The sequence below is a fragment of the Chitinimonas sp. JJ19 genome (assembly GCF_036961565.1).
Lineage (GTDB): Bacteria > Pseudomonadota > Gammaproteobacteria > Burkholderiales > Chitinimonadaceae > Chitinimonas.
In genome coordinates, this window is sequence record NZ_JBAMDD010000015.1 from 65,870 (window position 1) to 82,622 (window position 16,753).

Sequence of the window (16,753 nt, forward strand, 5' to 3'; positions counted from 1 at the left end):
GGCAATGATATCTACCCGCAGCATCAGCGCCACGCTGAATACTCTCTTTGTACTGATCGTGACCCTCGTTCTGGTAACGATGGGGGCTTACAACCACTACACCAGCAAGGCACGCCTGGAGCGGGGGCTACAGGAACAGGCCGATGCATTGGCGGTGCGGCTTCAGTTGAGCCTGCCTGCTGCCATCTGGAATTTCGACAAGACCCAGATAGGCCAGGTGCTGGAGGCGGAGATGGTTTCGCCTACCTTTAACGGTATCCAGCTGGTGAATGGCAAGGATTACCTCAGTGGCCTGACCCGGGGCTCGGATGGTAAGGCTACCAATGCGGCTGCCGATGCCAAGATCAGCGGTGTGCTGCGCGAGGTGCAGCTGCAGTTCGATGACAATGGCCAGAAGAAGAATGTCGCCACAGCCAAGATTTATGTGGACCAGGGATCGGTGGATGCCGCACTGAGGCAGAGCATGATCGTGCTGGCCGTACAGATCGTGATTGCCGACCTTGTGCTGCTGCTTGCCTTGTCTGCCGCGCTGTCTGCCGTGGTACTGCGTCCGCTCAAGCGGCTCAACAACGCGTTGAAGGAGATCGCCTCGGGCGAGGCTGACCTGACACGCCGCCTGGCGATCATAGGCAAGAACGAATTTGCCGATGTCTCGCAATCATTCAATGTGTTTGTGGAGCGATTGCAGGGTGTGATGCGGCAGGTGTCTGATACGGCGCCACAACTGGCGGCAGCGGCAGAACAGACTAGCCGCATCATGGAGCAGAGCAGCGCCGGCATACAGTTGCAGCAGGAAGAGAGTGAGGCCGTGGTGGTGGCCGCAGGTGAGCTGAGCCGGCAGGTGCATGAGATATCAGTGAACACCAGTGCGGCGTCCGAAGCGGCCAATTATGCCGATATCGAGGCAGAGAAGGGTCAATCGGTGGTGAGCGCCGCCATCAGCACCATCAGTGAAGCCACGAACGAGGTTGAGAACGCCGCCCATGTGATTGCCGAGCTGGCAACCAATAGCGAGAAGATCGGTAGTGTGCTGTCGGTGATCAATGAGATCGCCAAGCAGACCAACCTGCTGGCGCTGAATGCTGCGATTGAGGCTGCCCGTGCGGGCGAAGCCGGTCGTGGCTTTGCCGTGGTGGCAGACGAGGTACGCACCCTGGCCAACCGTACCCACGACTCCACGACCGAGATACAGCAGGTGATTACCGAGCTGCAGAACGGTACCAGCCGTGCCGTGGCGGTGATGTCCATCAGCAAGGAGAAGGCTGATATGGGCCTCAAGCGTGCCCGTGAGGCGGGTGGCGTGATCCAGCATCTGGCCGAGTCCGCCCGCAAGATTGCCGAATTGAACGAGGAAATCGCTGCTGCCTCCAGCCAACAGGATGAAGTGGTGGTGGGGGTGACCGACAGCATCCGCGAAATACAGAAGGTTGTCAGCGAGGCTGCCAATGGCTCGCGCCAGACAACGATTGCCAGTGAGGAGGTAGCCCGCCTGGCCGTGCGTTTGCAGGCCACGGTGGAGCAGTTCAAGGTTTAGACCAATGAGGGATACATCCATGATACGTCGCAAGTTCACCCTGGCTTTGGGCGCATTGCTCGCAGCCGCCACCTTGTTGCCTGCGCAGGCAGACAACAAGACCATCACCCTGGCATCGCTGGAATGGCCACCGTACACCGGCGCCAAGCTAACCGAACAGGGTGCCAGCGTGGCGGTAGCCAAGGCAGCTTTCAAGGCCATGGGCTACGAGCTGAAGGTGCAGTTCTTTCCGTGGAGCCGTGCGGTGCAGCTGGGCAAGAGTGACCCAGGCTATGCGGGGTACTTTCCCGAGTACGACTCGGCCGACCTGCGCAAGGAATTCACGCTGTCTGACCCCATGGGCAACGGCCCCTTGGGCCTGGCGCAGCGCGTGGATACACCATTCAGCTGGAACAGCATCAACGATCTGTCCGCCAAGAAAATTGGCGTGGTGCAGGACTATGTGAACACCACCGAGTTTGACGCACGCGTGGCCTCCAAGCAGCAGAAGGTTGATGTGGCTATCGACGATGGCAAGAACTTGGTCAAGCTAGGCGCAGGGCGCTTGGACTTGGCCGTGGTGGATAGCAATGTCTTTAACTACCTGATGAAGACCGATCCTGAACTCAAGCCCTTTGCCGGCAAATTGGCCATGAACGCCAAAGTGCTGGAGGACAAAAAGCTGTTCATCTGCTTCAAGAAAGATGCCGAGGGCCAGCGTATCGCCAAGATTTTCAACGAGGGCCTGAAGAAAATAGACGTGAACGCCATTATGGCCAAGCGCCTGGGCAGCTGATAGTCAACACGGTAACCACCAATACGCTGGGCCAGAATCGGCCCAGTGCTTAGTATAAGGAGTGAGTAATGGGCAAAAAGCTGATTCTGGCTGGATTGCTGGCGGTGGCCGGCTTGGCGGTACAAGCCGCCGAGAAGCCTGCCTCGGTCAAACTCTGCTTTGACAATGTAGAGGTTTATCCCTGGGTAGTGGAAGGGCGGGATGGGCTCAATATTGTCCAGCTGAAAATGGCGGCACAAAAGCTGGGTGTGAAGATCGAATTTGTGCGTACGCCCTGGGCCCGCTGTCTGGATGACTTGGGCAAGGGCAATATGGATGGCGCCTTTGCTGCCAGCTTCAAGACCGATCGCTTGGCGGTAGGCTTCTACCCCGGCGCCAGCGACAAAGCCGATGCCACCAAGTACATGATGATGGACGGCTATTCGCTGTATAAGGCCAAGGGCAGCAATATCAATTTTGATGGCAAGACCATTGCCAACCTGACCAGCGCAGTAGGGGCCCAGCAAGGCTATTCCATTGTGGATCAGCTCAAGGGCATGGGTGTGCGGGTGGACGATGGCACCCGCAGCGCTGACGATACCCTGCGCAAACTGCTAGCCGGGCGTTTGCAGGCTGTGGCATTGCAGACCCTGGAAGGCGACAACTCCATACAGCAGGCGGAATTCGCCGGCAAGGTGGAGAAAGTCAGCACGCCGCTGGTGGAGAAGCCCTATTACCTGATGCTGTCCAAGCAGTTTGTGGGCAAGAACGCCGACTTCGCCAAGGAACTCTGGAATGCGGTGGCGGCGGCGCGCGAATCACCGGAGTACAAGAAGGCTGTCAGCAGCTTCAAGTAGTTGTAACGGTTTTGTGTGGCATCCAATGCCCGGCCTGGACCGGGCATTGTTGTTTCTACCGCGTTATCCAGAACATGAGTAAGTTTGATGCCATTGGTGCGGTCAGTTGGCGGCAAGCCGGCCTCGCTGGCGGGGGAGGGCTATGACCCCAGCTCTCGTATTCTGTCCGCCGAAGACACCACCTGGGCATGCTCAGCCTGGCAAGCCTGCCTGGCGTCGCTGTTGCGTCTAGGCAGCGACCCCGGCGCCATCCTCGTCTTTCAGGTGCCATGGCGGCCAACTGCACAATCGATCTGAATTGGCCCGATTGGGGCATCAACTGGCAGGGACTGCTCCCGCCTAGGTCTGCCAAGATTAGGCCTGATTGCTGGCTTGGGCACGTATAATCATTTCCTTTTATAAGTGCGGGATACCATGTCTTTTGCCGATCTGGGCCTGACTGAACCGCTGCTGGTGAAGCTGGCGGCCTGTCAGTATGCTGAGCCCACGCCTATACAGCAACAGGCGATTCCGGCCGTTTTGCAAGGGCGTGATGTGTTGGGGCTGGCGCCGACAGGATCGGGCAAGACTGCGGCTTACTGCCTGCCCTTGCTGCAGCAGCTGTCTGCCTTGCCCGAGAGCAAGGTACGACGTTTGCAGGTGTTGGTGCTGGTGCCGACGCGCGAATTGGCCATACAGGTGGATGAAACGCTGGGGCAGCTGAGCCAGGGTTCCCGACTGAAGCGGGTGCTTGCCTACGGTGGTGTATCAATCAACCCGCAGATGATGGATTTGCGGGGCGGTGCCGATGTGGTGATCGCCACCCCAGGGCGCTTGCTGGATCTGTTGGGGCAGAATGCGCTGAGCCTGGGTAGCTTGAGTACCCTGGTGCTGGATGAGGCAGACCGTCTGCTGGACATGGATTTTGCCGATGAGCTGGGCCGGTTGCTGGCCTTGATGCCTATGCAGCGGCAGAACCTGTTTTTCTCGGCGACTTTTCCTGCGGCTGTGATGGCGCTGGCCGACCGCTTGCTGCGGAACCCGGTGCGCATCGTGCTGACGACGGAACCCGCCTATGTGCCAGCCATCAGCCAACGTGCCATACAGATAGACGATAACCGCCGTACGGCTTTGCTGCGCCATTTGCTGCAGCAGGCCCAATGGACTCAGGTGCTGGTTTTTGCTGCATCCCAGCATGCTACCGAACGGCTGGCCGACAAGCTGGGCCGTGCCGGCATTGCCGCAGCTGCCCTGCACGGGCAGCTTAGCCAGGGTAGGCGTGGGCAGGTGCTGCAGGATTTCAAGGCGGGCCTGCTGCAGGTGCTAGTAGCAACCGATATTGCAGCCCGTGGCATTGATATTGTCCAGTTGCCGGTGGTGGTGAACTACGATCTGCCGCGTTCAGCGGTGGATTACGCCCACCGCATAGGCCGTACGGCGCGCGCGGGGGCGGATGGCCTGGCGGTGAGCTTTATCAGCGCTGATACCGAAGCGCACTTCCGCCTGATAGAAAAACGGCAAGGGCTGCGGGTTGGGCGCGAAGTGGTGGCGGGGTACGAGCCTATACAACAGGCCTCGGCGGTGGTGGACGCCAGTGGCAATGGCGGCATCAAAGGCAAGCGCAAGAGCAAGAAAGACAAGCTGCGTGAGGCTGCCGCCTATGCCACAAAAGAAAAACCAGGGGCATAGGCATGGTGGCCGTCGAAATCTTGCTTGCTGAGCGGCACACCCTGGTGGCGCAGGATGGCGTAAACCATGCCCAGGTGGAAGAAGAAGTTGGGCAGGGTGTAGTGCAGCAAATAGTCGTGCCGGTTGAACTGGCGCTGGGCCTGGCCTGCCTGGGTGGTGATGGGCAGTTCGGGGGGATGCGCCATCTGTTCGCGGGTCAGGCACTCCAGTAAACCCAGCGTCTGGCCCAGGCAGGCCTGCAGCCCTGCAAAGCTGCTGCCGGTATCTGGCAGGCTTGGGATAGCCTGGCCCGCCAAGGGGTAACAGGCGCGCAGGCTGAAGCCAGCGGTGATGCCGACCTGCTGCGCCAGGTTGAACATATCGGGTGCCAGACGCGCGGTCAGCAGCTTCTCAGCCGCGTACCCATCCTCTTGGGCATGGATAGCGGCTTTCGCCAGCATGTGCGCCAGTTGTTGCAGGTAGTGGCTGAACACTGGCACCGAAGCGTCGTAGAGGGTGGTTTGCATGATGACCGAGTCGCGTGTGGGGCAGCAAATCTAGCTGATTCCGGTGGATTTGGGGTGTTGGCGCTGCCAGCAAGCTCCTGCGTAGCGCTTGCGCAAACGAGTGTTGCGGCGGGGTGCTGCTTGAAAGCGGAGGCGGTCGCCCTGATGTAGAGCACTGCTGCTGTATCTACTTCCAATCATCAACCGGCGTGCAGGCTAGGCCTGCCCCGAAGGATAGACATGATCGACCTCTCGGCTTTCCCCATTACCCAGAAGTGGCCCGCATCCCATCCTGACCGGCTGCAACTGTATTCCTTGCCCACGCCCAACGGTGTGAAAGTCTCGATCATGCTGGAAGAGACAGGCTTGCCTTACGAGGCTCACCTGGTCAGCTTCGAGAGCAATGACCAGATGTCGCCGGCGTTCTTGTCCTTGAACCCGAATAACAAGATACCGGCGATATTGGACCCCCACGGCCCGGGCGAACGGCCCCTGGCCCTGTTTGAGTCGGGCGCCATCCTACTGTACCTGGCGGAGAAGACAGGGAAGTTTCTGCCGGCTGATCCCGCTGAGCGTTACGAGACGATACAGTGGCTGATGTTCCAGATGGGGGGAATAGGCCCGATGTTTGGCCAACTGGGCTTCTTCCACAAGTTTGCCGGCAAGGATTATGAAGACAAGCGTCCGCGTGATCGCTATGTGGCGGAATCCAAGCGCCTGTTGGCAGTGTTGAACCAGCGCCTGGCGGACAGGGAATGGATCATGGGCGAGCGCTATACCATCGCCGATATCGCCGTGTTCCCCTGGGTGCGTAACCTCATAGGCTATTACGGCGCGGGCGAGCTGGTAGGGGTTAGCGACTTTCCCCATGTGTTGCGCGCACTGGATGCGTTTGTGGCACGGCCAGCTGTTGCTACTGGCCTGGGGATACCTGCCAAGGCCTGATGTAGCCACTCAGTCAGCTAAATAGATCCAGCTGGCCGTTGAGCCTGGGTGGGCGGAACAGACTGCTATCCAGCCCCACGGTGGGCTGGTCCAGCCCCAGGCGCTGGCGTGCCAGCTTGAAGCGCTGTGACAGCATATCCGCAAACACCCCTACGCCGCGCATACGCTTGCCAAACCGGGCATCGTTGTCGCGGCCGCCGCGACTTTGCCGCAGCACACTCAATACATGATCACGCTTCAAGGGGTAGTGCTGGGCCAGCCAGTCATCAAACAGCTGGGCTAATTCCAGCGGCAGGCGCAGCAGAACATAGCCAGCGCGGCTGGCACCTGCTGCCTGACAGGTCTGTAATATCTGCTCCATCTCATGATCATTCAGTGCCGGAATCATGGGCGCCGCCAGCACCCCTACCGGTATGCCGGCCTGCGCGAGCTTGGCGATGGTCTCAATCCGGCGCAGCGGCTGGCTGGCACGGGGCTCCAGCTTGCGTGCCAGCTCTCTATCCAGGGTGGTAACGCTGATCATGACCTGCACCAGGCCGTCTCCGGCAAGGTCGGCCAGCAGGTCGATATCCCGCTCTATCAGGGCATTCTTGGTCAACAGCATGGTGGGGTGGCGTGTTTCTGCCAGCACTTCCAGTACGGCCCGGGTCAGCCCCAGCTCCCGTTCTGCAGGTTGATAACAATCGGTGTTGCTGCCTATGCAGATGCTGCTGGGCTGGTAGCCAGGCTTGGCCAGCTCGGCCCTGAGCAGCGCGGCTGCATTGGGCTTGGCGATAATTCTGGTTTCGAAATCCAAGCCCGGCGAATAGCCCCAATAAGCATGGCTGGGGCGGGCATAACAATAGATGCAGCAAAGTTATATGTAGAATTAAATTGTTCACACCTAGCGTAGGGCGTCCTAGCTGATTCTTGTTGCCTGTATCGCCTTCGACATATCTGTTCATGGACACATGGTCGCAGTCTCCGCAAGGTGAGTTGGCACTGGGAGACGCGCTGAGTATCTCAACCTTGAATACTGATGGTGGGGAGGGTCACTTCAAGATCCTTACAGCTTACGCAAATAGGCATCACGACTATCGCTATCACAGCGACATGCCACGCGCAGTTGACAGGTACTGATCAAACGAATGGAGCGTTGTCAGTTATGCCACAGATAGATCTCGCCATTCCTGAGAACGTTGCCTCGTTGAATAGCGTCTGGCGCGTGAAGTGCGCTGCGTCAATCACACACGCGCCAACTCTGCTTGGGTTCCCAGATAAGGTATTGGTTGAACCCACCGGTGAGCATGCCTGCCACATAACGCGCCGACACCAACACCTTGATCTTGTCCTGGTTTGTATCCTCGACGAAGCCCACGAGCTTCACGGGCGGCGCATCGCGGCACACTTTGGTACCGCGCTCGCCGATCCGAGCTTGCTTCTCAGTGAACTGGCGTTGCGCTTCAGCTAAGCGTCGAGCCGACTCCACCGGCGTTTGGTAACCCGCTTGGGCCAATCGCAGCCGGTATTCCTCGCTCACGATGCCGGGAACGGGCTCGATGACCTCGATCGTGAAGTCTCCGGCATTGCCGCTTTCCTTGGCCATGAACAGCACGGGAAATTCCTTACTGCTATTGATACAGTACGTACCGATCCAGGTCCCGCCGCGCGCGTTACAGATTTGCCTCAGCCCATGTCTCAACATGCTGGGCTTGGCACTACGCAGGGGTGCAATGGGCCAACTCATCCAAAGATAGGTATAGCTGTCGAATTGCCTATAGCGCGTCGGCCGGCCGGGGGCATCCAAGTCAATAAACGATGCCGAGAGCTTCCGGAACTCGCGCACGTAGCCGACCACCGAGGTGGACTCGTCGATGGGGATGCTCGGTGGCGTACTCGCACAGGACGCCACGAGCAGGGGGAGGCAAAGGAACGTGTATCGCCATTCGTTACGACGGCTAGCGGTAGCAAGTGACAGTCTCATGTGGGCTTTCAACGATGCGCCGCGATGGGCGGGGTTAGAGGCAAGGAATCCACTGGTAGCGATCAACCTTGGTTCGGTCGTCGTTCTTCATTACGTACTGGCGGCCGGATGCCACCTCAAAGCGCACTGCGGGCTGCGCCCTTGGCTTGAGCGGATGCTGGCCACGCGAAATCCCAACTAGGCGTTCAAGCCGCCAGCCTGACTGCTCATTGAGCCACCCCGGACTCAGCAGCTGGGCATCCAAAGCCTCCAGACTTTGGCCGCTTGTCCGCACCAATTCGTCCAGCTGTTCGATGTAGGCAAACAGCTTGGTCTCAACGTGGTGCTCACCATCCTCTAAAGCCACCCTTGGACTGACTAGGAAGAATGGCATCTGCACGGGCATCGCCACTTCGGCGCAGCTCTGGTCTTGGGCCCGGTCGTCGTTTTGTGCTGAAGATGGAATCAGGAACATAAAGAAGGCTCTCTCGGCTACTAGTCGTGGGGGATTGCGTCAACTCGCCCTCCTTCCATGAACATAAGTCACTTTTAGTTGTCATTATTGCAACTATACCGAGTGGAAGGCAATGGCGCGCCGCTAGATGCTGGCGCCCATGGCAACAACATCTGACTCCCCGACCCCTCGTATGATCTTCGCGCGCAACCTCCGCCGGGCGCGCCGACTCCAGGAAATGTCTCAAGAGGCGCTTGGCTTGGCGGCCGGACTAAGCAGAACCTACGTGTCGGAAGTTGAGCGTGGTGCACGCAACGTATCGATCGACAATATGGGCGCGCTAGCAAAAGCATTGGGCGTGCCGCTGAAGCATTTGGTCGATGCCGACATGTTCAATGCAGTAGAGATATTGCCCAAAGAATAATGAGTGGCGGTTCCATCGCCTTCGAGCAGCAGCGGCAACTCGCCGCACAAGTTTGCAATGCGCTGTAGCGTCATGAAGAGCGCTACCGCTCAACCCTGCTCTGTGTGAGCAGCGAACCTCGGAAGCGGCCAGACCACATTCCAGTCCCCCCATCAGCAACGCAATTGTCAATTCCCATACGACATTGGTATTTAAGTGGTGTTTGTGAGGTCGAGTCCGGCGCGCCGCCGTGGGCGGTGATCACAGATATGGATTCCTTGTCAAACAATACATAATGAGGGCTTCGTGGGAATGATGGCCATCTGTTCCGTTGCGAACATGATCTACTGAGTGGTATTGATTGTAAAATTCTCTTTTTTTTCATTGAGTTGGGTTGGTTTCTTGCCGACTGGCTGTGCTAGAATCGCACCCAATTTGGGTACTCTTATATAAATTCTGCTGAAAATTTCGGTGCATACATGCAACTAGACCAAGCGCATCAACTGCTGTCAGACATGCTGTGGAGCGGGTTGGCCATCTGTGCGCCCGTCCTGTTGATCGCCATGGTGGTGGGTCTGTTAATTAGCGTGATCCAGGTGGTTACGCAGGTTCAGGATATGTCCTTGAGCTTTGTGCCTAAGCTGGTCGCATCCGTGGTTGCCTTGTTCGTGTTTGGCCCATGGATGCTCCGGACCTTGTTGTCGTACGCCAGCAAGTTGATCCTGAGCGCGCCCAAGTACCTATAACGCGTTCATGCAGATCAATTACGACACTGCGTGGGCGGTGGCGGTGCTGCTTTGCTCGCTACGCTTGGCCGCGACGATTGCCCTTACGCCCCTATTGAATGGCTTCAGCGTCCCTGCGCGTGTCAAAGCCTTGCTGATGTTGATGCTCGCCGTCTGCATGGTCGGCACTAGCAACCTGACAGCAGCCAAAGTGCCTGCTGATCTGCTCGCACTGGCCTTTATGGCTATGGGCGAGCTGCTGATGGGGGCGATCATGGCTTTTGGCATCTTCACTGCCTTTGGGGCGTTCTCTCTTGCAGGGCGGCTGCTGGATTTTCAGATTGGGTTCACGGTGGGCGCGCTATTTGATCCGGTGACACGGCGCCAATCACCGTTGATCGCAACGCTGTTTGATTTGTTTGCAGTGTTGGCTTTTTTTGTCGCCAACCTGCATCACACAGTGCTCCGTGGCTTTGCGGCCTCGCTCAGCCATGTCCCTCTTGGCAGTGGCGGCATTGCCGTTGATCCCATGATTCTGGCGGAGCAGATGGGGCGTATGTTTGTGCAGGGCCTCAAACTTGCCGCTCCAGTCGCAATCTGTCTGCTGTTGGTGGAATTGGGTATGGCCATCCTGTCGCGCAACATTCCCCAGCTCAACGTATTTGTCATCAGTTTGCCGCTCAAGGTGATCGTGGGTATTGCCATGCTGGCATTCGCTCTGCGTCACCTTGTGCCCGTGGTATCGCAAACGCTCAATCTGGCCTTCCCTTACTGGGAACGGCTGCTGATCACGTAGGCTTGCAATGGCAGAACAAGAACAGGATCGCAGCGAGCAGGCAACACCGTACAAGCTGGAGCAGGCGCGAAAGAAGGGATCTGTGGCCAAAAGCCAGGATGCCGTCTACGTGGCCGTACTGACAGCGCTGTTGATATTCATTTATGGCTTTGGCTGGCAGGCTGTAAACGGCGTCCTCAAGGTAACGCAGACCGCATTGGTCTCCCTCAATCGCGATGACTGGACCGTGATGGGGGTCAGCACTTGGCTGTCGGGCATGCTGATAGATGCCGTTAGCCCCTTACTGCCTTTGGTGATGGCACTGATCATCGCCGCAGTGTTGGCGAGCGTGGCGCAAACGGGGCCCTTGTTTAGTTTTCATCCCATACAGCCCGACTTTACCCGGCTGAATCCTGCGACGGGTTTCAAACGGGTCTTCTCGCTCAAGATGGTGTACGAGGGCGGCAAGAGCGTGCTCAAGCTATTGGTGGTGGCTACGGTGCTGACACTGGTGCTGTCGGAGCTCCCAGCATTGTTTGTCTCCGCGCCGTATATGGATGTCAGGCATTACGCCCAACTGCTGCTGGACCAGGGAGCGTCGCTGATTTTCAAGTTGGCCTTGGCCATGATGGTGCTCGCTGTGCTCGATATGTCTTATACGCGTTGGGAGTTCATGCGGCAGATGCGTATGAGCAAGCGGGAGGTAAAGGATGAGCACAAGCAGCGAGAAGGGGATCCGCGCATACGCTCGCGCTTGCGTGAAATACGGCTGGAGCTGCTCAAGCGCAGCAAGGGGCTGACTCAAGTGCCTGAGGCGGACGTACTGATTACCAACCCAGTGCATTACGCAGTGGCTGTGAAGTATCGACATGGCGAGATGCTGGCGCCTCAGGTGGTTGCCAAAGGGGCGGGCAACCTAGCCCGCAAGATGCGAGAGGTGGCGGCAAGACACAATGTGGTGGTGGTGCAAAACCCACCGCTTGCAAGGGCCTTGTTCCGCCAGGTTGAAACCGAACAATACGTGCCTGAAACACTGTATCCACAAGTGGCCAAGATATTGGTCTGGGTTTATGCCATGCGCCGCAATAAAGCTGCAGAACAAGGGAGCGCTGCATGAACGCACTGCGCAAAGTATTTCATCAGAACACCGATATCGTGATTGTCCTGCTGGTGATCGGGGTGTTGGTCGTCCTGTTCACGCCTATACCGCCCCAGTTGCTGGACTTTCTGATTCTGTCCAACTTCAGCTTTGCCTTGCTGATACTGCTGCTGACTTTCTACATGCCCAAGCCGGTGGAATTCTCGACATTCCCGGCACTGCTGCTGATCGCCACGCTGTTTCGTTTGTCGCTGAATGTGGCGGCAACCCGGTTGATTCTCGGGCATGGGGACGCGGGCAAGGTAATTGGTGCAATAGGCAGTTATGTCGTTGGGGGTAACTACGCCATAGGTCTGATCGTCTTTCTGATCTTGATCGTTGTGCAATACGTGGTGGTAACCAATGGTGCCCAACGTGTATCGGAAGTTGCTGCACGTTTTACCCTGGACAGCATGCCTGGCCAGCAAATGAGTATTGATGCCGACCTGAACATGGGCTTTATCGATCAGGAAGAGGCCAAGCGCAGGCGTAAGAACCTGGAGAAGGAAGCAGGCTTCTATGGCGCCATGGATGGCGCCAGCAAGTTTGTAAAGGGTGACGCCATTGCCGGCATCATCATCATGCTGATCAATATCATCGGCGGGCTGGTGATTGGGGTAATGCAGATGGGCATGTCTTGGGGACAGGCCTTGCAGACATTTACCTTGCTGACGATAGGCGACGGTATCGTCACCCAGGTGCCGGCACTGGTGATCTCGGTGGGTACAGGCATCATTGTGACCCGGTCGGCATCGGATGCGCACTTGGGCAAGGAGGTGCTCAAGCAACTGGGTGCGTTCCCCAAGACTTTGCTGCTAGTGAGTCTGGCGCTGGGCGGGTTGATGTTTCTGCCGGGTATCCCGGTATTGCCTGCTGCCGTGCTGGCGATTGCTTTCGTTGGCCTAGCCTGGGTATCGCACCGCAATAAGCGGGCGGCGACTGAGAAAAGCGAGCTTGAGCCTGAGGACGCCGCGCGGCTGAGTGACGAAGAGGCGGCCTACAAGGAGCTTGAGGTCGAGCCTATAGAGGTATATGTCGCCACGAACCTGGGGGCGTTGCTGGGTGAGACACAAACGGTATTGATGGAGCGGATATCGACGTTCCGCAAGCAATATGCCGTTGAGTCCGGCTTGGTCCTGCCCAAAGTGAAAATCCGTGAAGCAGGGCGCTTGTCACCCAACCTTTATGAGATCGCCATCTATGGGGCTGTGGTGGCACGTGGCGAGTTGATGCCTGAGTACACGCTGGCCATTCATGGGGGCGGCAATACACGCAAACTGAACGGTATCGAGACTAAAGACCCCAGCTATGGCTTGCCTGCTGTGTGGATCGAGGACAGTGAGAAGGAAACGGCACGCAATAGCAAGTACACCTTGGTCGATGCACTGACGGTGTTTGTTACCCATTTCTGCGAAGTATTGCGGCAGCAATCAGGCGCTTTGCTGACGCGCACTGAAACGGAAAACCTGCTTGCTCGTGTAAGGCAGCAGCAAGTTGGTTTGGTGGAGGAAATCGTGCCGACCTTGTTGTCGGTCGGTGATATCCAGCGCGTGATGCAGAACCTGTTGAAGGAAAAAGTTTCCATCCGCCACCTGCAAGCCATCCTGGAGTCTCTGGGCGATGCAGCCAAAACAAGCCGTGATCCCAGCTACCTGACTGAAGTGGTGAGGCAGCGGCTTGGCCCCATCATTTGTCAGAGCCTGGTCAATAACCAGAACGTACTGCAGGTGCTGACGCTGGACCCATCGATCGAGCATAGGCTTGCCCAGGGTTTGCAGCCTATGGCTGAGGGGGGGGCACCCTCTATAGACCCGCAATTGACCGAGAAGGTCATGCGTCAACTGGCGCAGCAGGTCGAGAAAATGATGAAGAGCAACCTCATGCCAGTGTTGCTTTGCGCGCCAGAACTGCGTCGCCATCTGCGCACCCTTTCCGAGCGAATGATGCCGCATCTGCGCGTCATTGCGCTTACAGAAATACCCAATACCGTTGAGCTGCGTGCTTTCGGTTCAGTCACGATCTGATAGGAATCCCGCCATGCAGGATGCACTTTCCATTGCTGTCCAGAGCTTGCATAACGATATGCAACGCATCGAGACCCATACCCACAACCTGACCAACGCGACAGCCACAGGCTATCGACGTCAGATCAGCCTGCAATCTGCTGCTGCATTTGATCAGGTGTTTCAAGCCGAAAGCCAGGTTCAGCAAGGTCAACCGGGCAACCGTACCTTGGCTATCGATCAATCCGTCGGGGTGATGAAACCGACGGGCAAGGCATTGGATCTGGCGATTGCGGGTGAGGGCTATTTTGCTGTGCAGACAGCGCAGGGTGTGGCGTACACCCGCAGGGGTGATTTCCAGGTGGATGCAGAAGGGCGACTGGTGACGGCCAGTGGCGAGGCTGTGCTGAGCGAGCAGGGGCAGTTGCGTCTGCCACACGGCAGCTATGCGGTGGACAAGCACGGTGCCATTAGCGTGGATGGCAGGCAAGCTGGGCAGTTGCAGTTGGTAGAGATCAAGCGCGAGCATGCACTGGTTGCCTTGGGGAACGGCCTGTATCGACTGGCAGAGGCCGGTATCAACCCGGCTGCCATCAAAACCGAAATACGCAGTGGTTACCTGGAGGCTGCGAATGTTTCCACCGCACAGGAAATGGTCGGACTAATGGAGACCATGCGACATTTTGAAGCGAATCAGAAGCTGGTGCAGGGCTATGACGATGCCCTGAGCAAGGCCATACAAAAACTGGGTGAATTCTAGGAAATATCATGATTGAAGCACTTTATCTCGGTGTCAGCGGCATGCAGTCGCAGCAGGCCCAAATCGACAGCATTGCGCATAACCTGACCAATATGAATACGCCCGCGTTCAAGGCCTCACGCGTGCAGTTTCAGGAAGTCATGAACCAGGCAGCTGCCGATGAGGCTGCACAAGGCAAAGCGCTCATGCATCCGGCGGGTGTCAGGGTAATGAGCAGGGAGTTCGACTTCACACCAGGCTCGCTCAAAACCACGGGCTCTGCCATGGATATCGCCATCAACGGTATTGGCTTTCTGCCTGTGTCCATGCCGGACGGCAGTGTGGGCTATACCCGTGGGGGCACGCTGGTGGCAGATAGCAATGGCGTGTTGAGTACTCGCGAGGGTTACCCCTTGCAAGCGCAGATACAGCTACCGAGCGATGCCGCTGGTTTGCAGATCACACCCGACGGTCGCGTTTCGGCGAGCTTTGCTGATGGTCGCCCTGCCATGGAACTGGGAAGGCTGGAACTGATGCGCTTTGCACGCCCGGATGCCCTGGGTAGCCAAGGCGGCGGTGTTTATCAGGCCACAGAGGCATCCGGTGAAGCCCAGGCGATGACACCAGGCACCGATGGAACAGGCACGTTGGCACAAGGCTACCTGGAGAGCGCCAATGTGAATATGGCGGATGAAATGGTCCGTTTGATGATGGCGCAGCGCGCGTATGAGTTGGGTAGCAAGTTGGTACAGGCCTCCGATGAACTGATGGGCATGACCAATAATCTGCGTCGCTGATGTTGCTCGATCGCCTTGCCCTTGGGGCTCTTCTGCTGCCGCTGGTTTGTGCTGAAGCCATGCCGACCTTGACCTTGCATGATCAGGCGGTGCTGACAGGCACACGCTATCGTCTGGTTGACGTGGGTACGCTGGCCTGCAACGAGCAGCCGGACTGTATTGCGCTGGGCGCCTTGTTCCTAGGAACAGCGCCTCGGCCTGGTACGACGGTACGGATGAGTAAGACGCAACTGCAGGCCCAGTTGCGGCAGCTTGGCCTGCCGGCTGCCGGGCGTCTTGCATGGGCTGGCGCTGATGCAGTCGCCATTACGGCGAAGGCACAGTCCGTGCCGGCCGAGCAACTGGCGAGCACCGCTAGTGCTGCCCTGATACAAGCTTTGGGTGCGGATGGCCTGGAAATCATGGTCACCACGCCAGTTGCACCATTGCTGGCGCCGGATGGCGTTGTGAGCCTGCGCGCCCGGCCGGTATTGCTTGCGCCGCGCAGTGCCATGAAGGTGGATGTAGACGTCTTTATCGATGGACGTTTTTATCGTGCAGTTGCCGTACCGCTGGCTATTGCACTCCGGCGTCCTGTGCTTGTGGCCCGCCATGGCCTGAGCGCCGGAGCCAAGCTCGATTGTGCTGATTTCGTTGCAGAGGAGCGGGATATCGCCAAGCTGGCTACGCCCGCACAGGTCGCAGATTGCCAACGCAGCATGCGACTTCGCCATTCCATGCGGCAAGGCGAGGTGCTGGACCTGGCCAGACTGGCTCCCATGCCCGCGGTCCGCCAAGGAGATCGCGTGACGGTTAGCGTCCAGCAAGGCGGCATCGTTATCGAGACATCTGCCGTTGCACTGGCTGATGGCGAAATTGGCAAAACCATACAGATACGGCCCGGGCAAGCCTCGGCTGCTATCCCTGCCCGCGTGATTGCGGCAGGAAAACTGACTTTGATGGAGACACCATGACCAAGCCCAGGATAGTGATGACTGGCATGCTGGTCTGCCTGCTGGCGGGCACTTGCCTGGCCGACAGCTTGTATGACGAAAAAACGTTCCGCGCTTATACCGCGGACAACCGTGCCCGTTTACCTGGAGACCTGCTGACGGTGGTGGTTCTGGAGACTTCCAGCGCCACCACGAGTACCGACACTTCAGCCGATCGCACCAATGATCTGGGTATCAAGCTGGGGATAGACGGCAAAGCAAGCCAGGGCGGCAGCCTGCAAACGGGTAACGGCTATGACGCCCGTGGTCGTGCGCAACGTTCAGGTCGTTTGCTGGCGCAGATCACGGTAGCGGTTACTGCCGTCAGGCCCAATGGCGACCTGCAGGTGAATGGCCGGCAGGTGCTCGATATCAACGATGAGAAGCAGGAGATATTCCTGACCGGTGTTGTACGCCCTGCGGATATCGACGACCGCAATGTGGTGCAGTCATCACGCCTGTCAGAGGCCAGTATTCGCTATGCCGGCGAGGGGGAACTAGCCAACCGTGCGCGGCCTAGCTGGTGGAACCGTTTGCTTGGCTTGTTAGGGTGGTAATGCAAT

Annotated in this window: 18 protein-coding genes; 14 read left to right on the top strand and 4 right to left on the bottom strand. The window is 57.9% G+C overall.

Annotation, left to right across the window (positions count from 1 at the left end; translation table 11 throughout):
* Window positions 1-4 precede the first annotated feature (4 nt).
* The 4 genes from V7714_RS16760 to V7714_RS16775 all read left to right on the top strand — a co-directional run bounded on the left by V7714_RS16760 (window position 5) and on the right by V7714_RS16775 (window position 4,813).
* Window positions 5-1,534: a methyl-accepting chemotaxis protein gene (locus V7714_RS16760; protein WP_335710732.1), complete on the top strand. Its 1,530-nt coding sequence runs from the start codon at window positions 5-7 to the stop codon at window positions 1,532-1,534.
* 19 nt (window positions 1,535-1,553) lie between these two features.
* On the top strand, window positions 1,554-2,309 hold the full coding sequence (locus tag V7714_RS16765) for a substrate-binding periplasmic protein (RefSeq protein WP_335710733.1): 756 nt from the start codon (window positions 1,554-1,556) through the stop codon (window positions 2,307-2,309).
* 68 nt (window positions 2,310-2,377) lie between these two features.
* Window positions 2,378-3,145 (top strand): substrate-binding periplasmic protein, encoded by a 768-nt coding sequence (locus V7714_RS16770; protein WP_335710734.1) that lies wholly within the window; start codon window positions 2,378-2,380, stop codon window positions 3,143-3,145.
* 414 nt (window positions 3,146-3,559) lie between these two features.
* A complete protein-coding gene (locus V7714_RS16775; RefSeq protein WP_335710735.1) occupies window positions 3,560-4,813 on the top strand; it encodes a DEAD/DEAH box helicase in 1,254 nt (417 codons plus the stop codon).
* Here V7714_RS16775 and V7714_RS16780 read toward each other — a convergent pair.
* Window positions 4,783-5,319: a DUF1993 domain-containing protein gene (locus V7714_RS16780; RefSeq protein ID WP_335710736.1), complete on the bottom strand. Its 537-nt coding sequence runs from the start codon at window positions 5,317-5,319 to the stop codon at window positions 4,783-4,785. The genes V7714_RS16775 and V7714_RS16780 overlap by 31 nt on opposite strands.
* A gap of 219 nt (window positions 5,320-5,538) precedes the next feature.
* On the opposite strand from V7714_RS16780, the gene V7714_RS16785 reads away from it, so the two are divergent.
* A complete protein-coding gene (locus V7714_RS16785; protein ID WP_335710737.1) occupies window positions 5,539-6,243 on the top strand; it encodes a glutathione S-transferase N-terminal domain-containing protein in 705 nt (234 codons plus the stop codon).
* A 13-nt stretch (window positions 6,244-6,256) separates the two neighbouring features.
* Here the strand turns inward: V7714_RS16785 and V7714_RS16790 are convergent, their stop codons facing one another.
* The 3 genes from V7714_RS16790 to V7714_RS16800 all read right to left on the bottom strand — a co-directional run bounded on the left by V7714_RS16790 (window position 6,257) and on the right by V7714_RS16800 (window position 8,660).
* Window positions 6,257-7,090: a PA0069 family radical SAM protein gene (locus V7714_RS16790; protein ID WP_335710774.1), complete on the bottom strand. Its 834-nt coding sequence runs from the start codon at window positions 7,088-7,090 to the stop codon at window positions 6,257-6,259.
* 372 nt (window positions 7,091-7,462) lie between these two features.
* Window positions 7,463-7,837 (bottom strand): hypothetical protein, encoded by a 375-nt coding sequence (locus tag V7714_RS16795; RefSeq protein WP_335710738.1) that lies wholly within the window; start codon window positions 7,835-7,837, stop codon window positions 7,463-7,465.
* Between the two features lie 403 nt (window positions 7,838-8,240).
* A complete protein-coding gene (locus tag V7714_RS16800) occupies window positions 8,241-8,660 on the bottom strand; it encodes a hypothetical protein (protein WP_335710739.1) in 420 nt (139 codons plus the stop codon).
* A 172-nt stretch (window positions 8,661-8,832) separates the two neighbouring features.
* Here V7714_RS16800 and V7714_RS16805 point away from each other — a divergent pair, with 172 nt between their 5' ends.
* From V7714_RS16805 to V7714_RS16845, 9 genes are all read left to right on the top strand, one after another.
* Complete coding sequence (locus tag V7714_RS16805) at window positions 8,833-9,063, top strand: helix-turn-helix domain-containing protein (RefSeq protein WP_335710740.1); 231 nt, start codon at window positions 8,833-8,835, stop codon at window positions 9,061-9,063.
* Between the two features lie 458 nt (window positions 9,064-9,521).
* Complete coding sequence (locus V7714_RS16810) at window positions 9,522-9,788, top strand: flagellar biosynthetic protein FliQ (protein WP_335710741.1); 267 nt, start codon at window positions 9,522-9,524, stop codon at window positions 9,786-9,788.
* Window positions 9,789-9,795: 7 nt separating this feature from the next.
* Window positions 9,796-10,563, top strand: coding sequence for a flagellar biosynthetic protein FliR (locus V7714_RS16815; RefSeq protein ID WP_335710742.1), 768 nt, complete (start codon window positions 9,796-9,798; stop codon window positions 10,561-10,563).
* Between the two features lie 7 nt (window positions 10,564-10,570).
* On the top strand, window positions 10,571-11,659 hold the full coding sequence (gene flhB, locus V7714_RS16820; RefSeq protein WP_335710743.1) for a flagellar biosynthesis protein FlhB: 1,089 nt from the start codon (window positions 10,571-10,573) through the stop codon (window positions 11,657-11,659).
* Complete coding sequence (gene flhA / locus V7714_RS16825) at window positions 11,656-13,704, top strand: flagellar biosynthesis protein FlhA (RefSeq protein ID WP_335710744.1); 2,049 nt, start codon at window positions 11,656-11,658, stop codon at window positions 13,702-13,704. Before flhB ends, flhA begins: the two co-directional genes overlap by 4 nt.
* A 13-nt stretch (window positions 13,705-13,717) precedes the next feature.
* Window positions 13,718-14,443: a flagellar hook-basal body protein gene (locus V7714_RS16830; protein WP_335710745.1), complete on the top strand. Its 726-nt coding sequence runs from the start codon at window positions 13,718-13,720 to the stop codon at window positions 14,441-14,443.
* 8 nt (window positions 14,444-14,451) lie between these two features.
* The gene (locus tag V7714_RS16835) at window positions 14,452-15,219 is read left to right on the top strand and encodes a flagellar hook-basal body protein (protein WP_335710746.1); all 768 of its coding nucleotides are present in this window, start codon (window positions 14,452-14,454) and stop codon (window positions 15,217-15,219) included.
* Window positions 15,220-15,278: 59 nt separating this feature from the next.
* Window positions 15,279-16,172, top strand: a complete 894-nt coding sequence (gene flgA, locus V7714_RS16840) for a flagellar basal body P-ring formation chaperone FlgA (RefSeq protein WP_335710747.1) — start codon at window positions 15,279-15,281, stop codon at window positions 16,170-16,172.
* Window positions 16,169-16,747 (top strand): flagellar basal body L-ring protein FlgH, encoded by a 579-nt coding sequence (locus V7714_RS16845; protein ID WP_335710748.1) that lies wholly within the window; start codon window positions 16,169-16,171, stop codon window positions 16,745-16,747. The genes flgA and V7714_RS16845 overlap by 4 nt, the downstream gene beginning before the upstream one ends.
* Window positions 16,748-16,753: the final 6 nt, after the last annotated feature.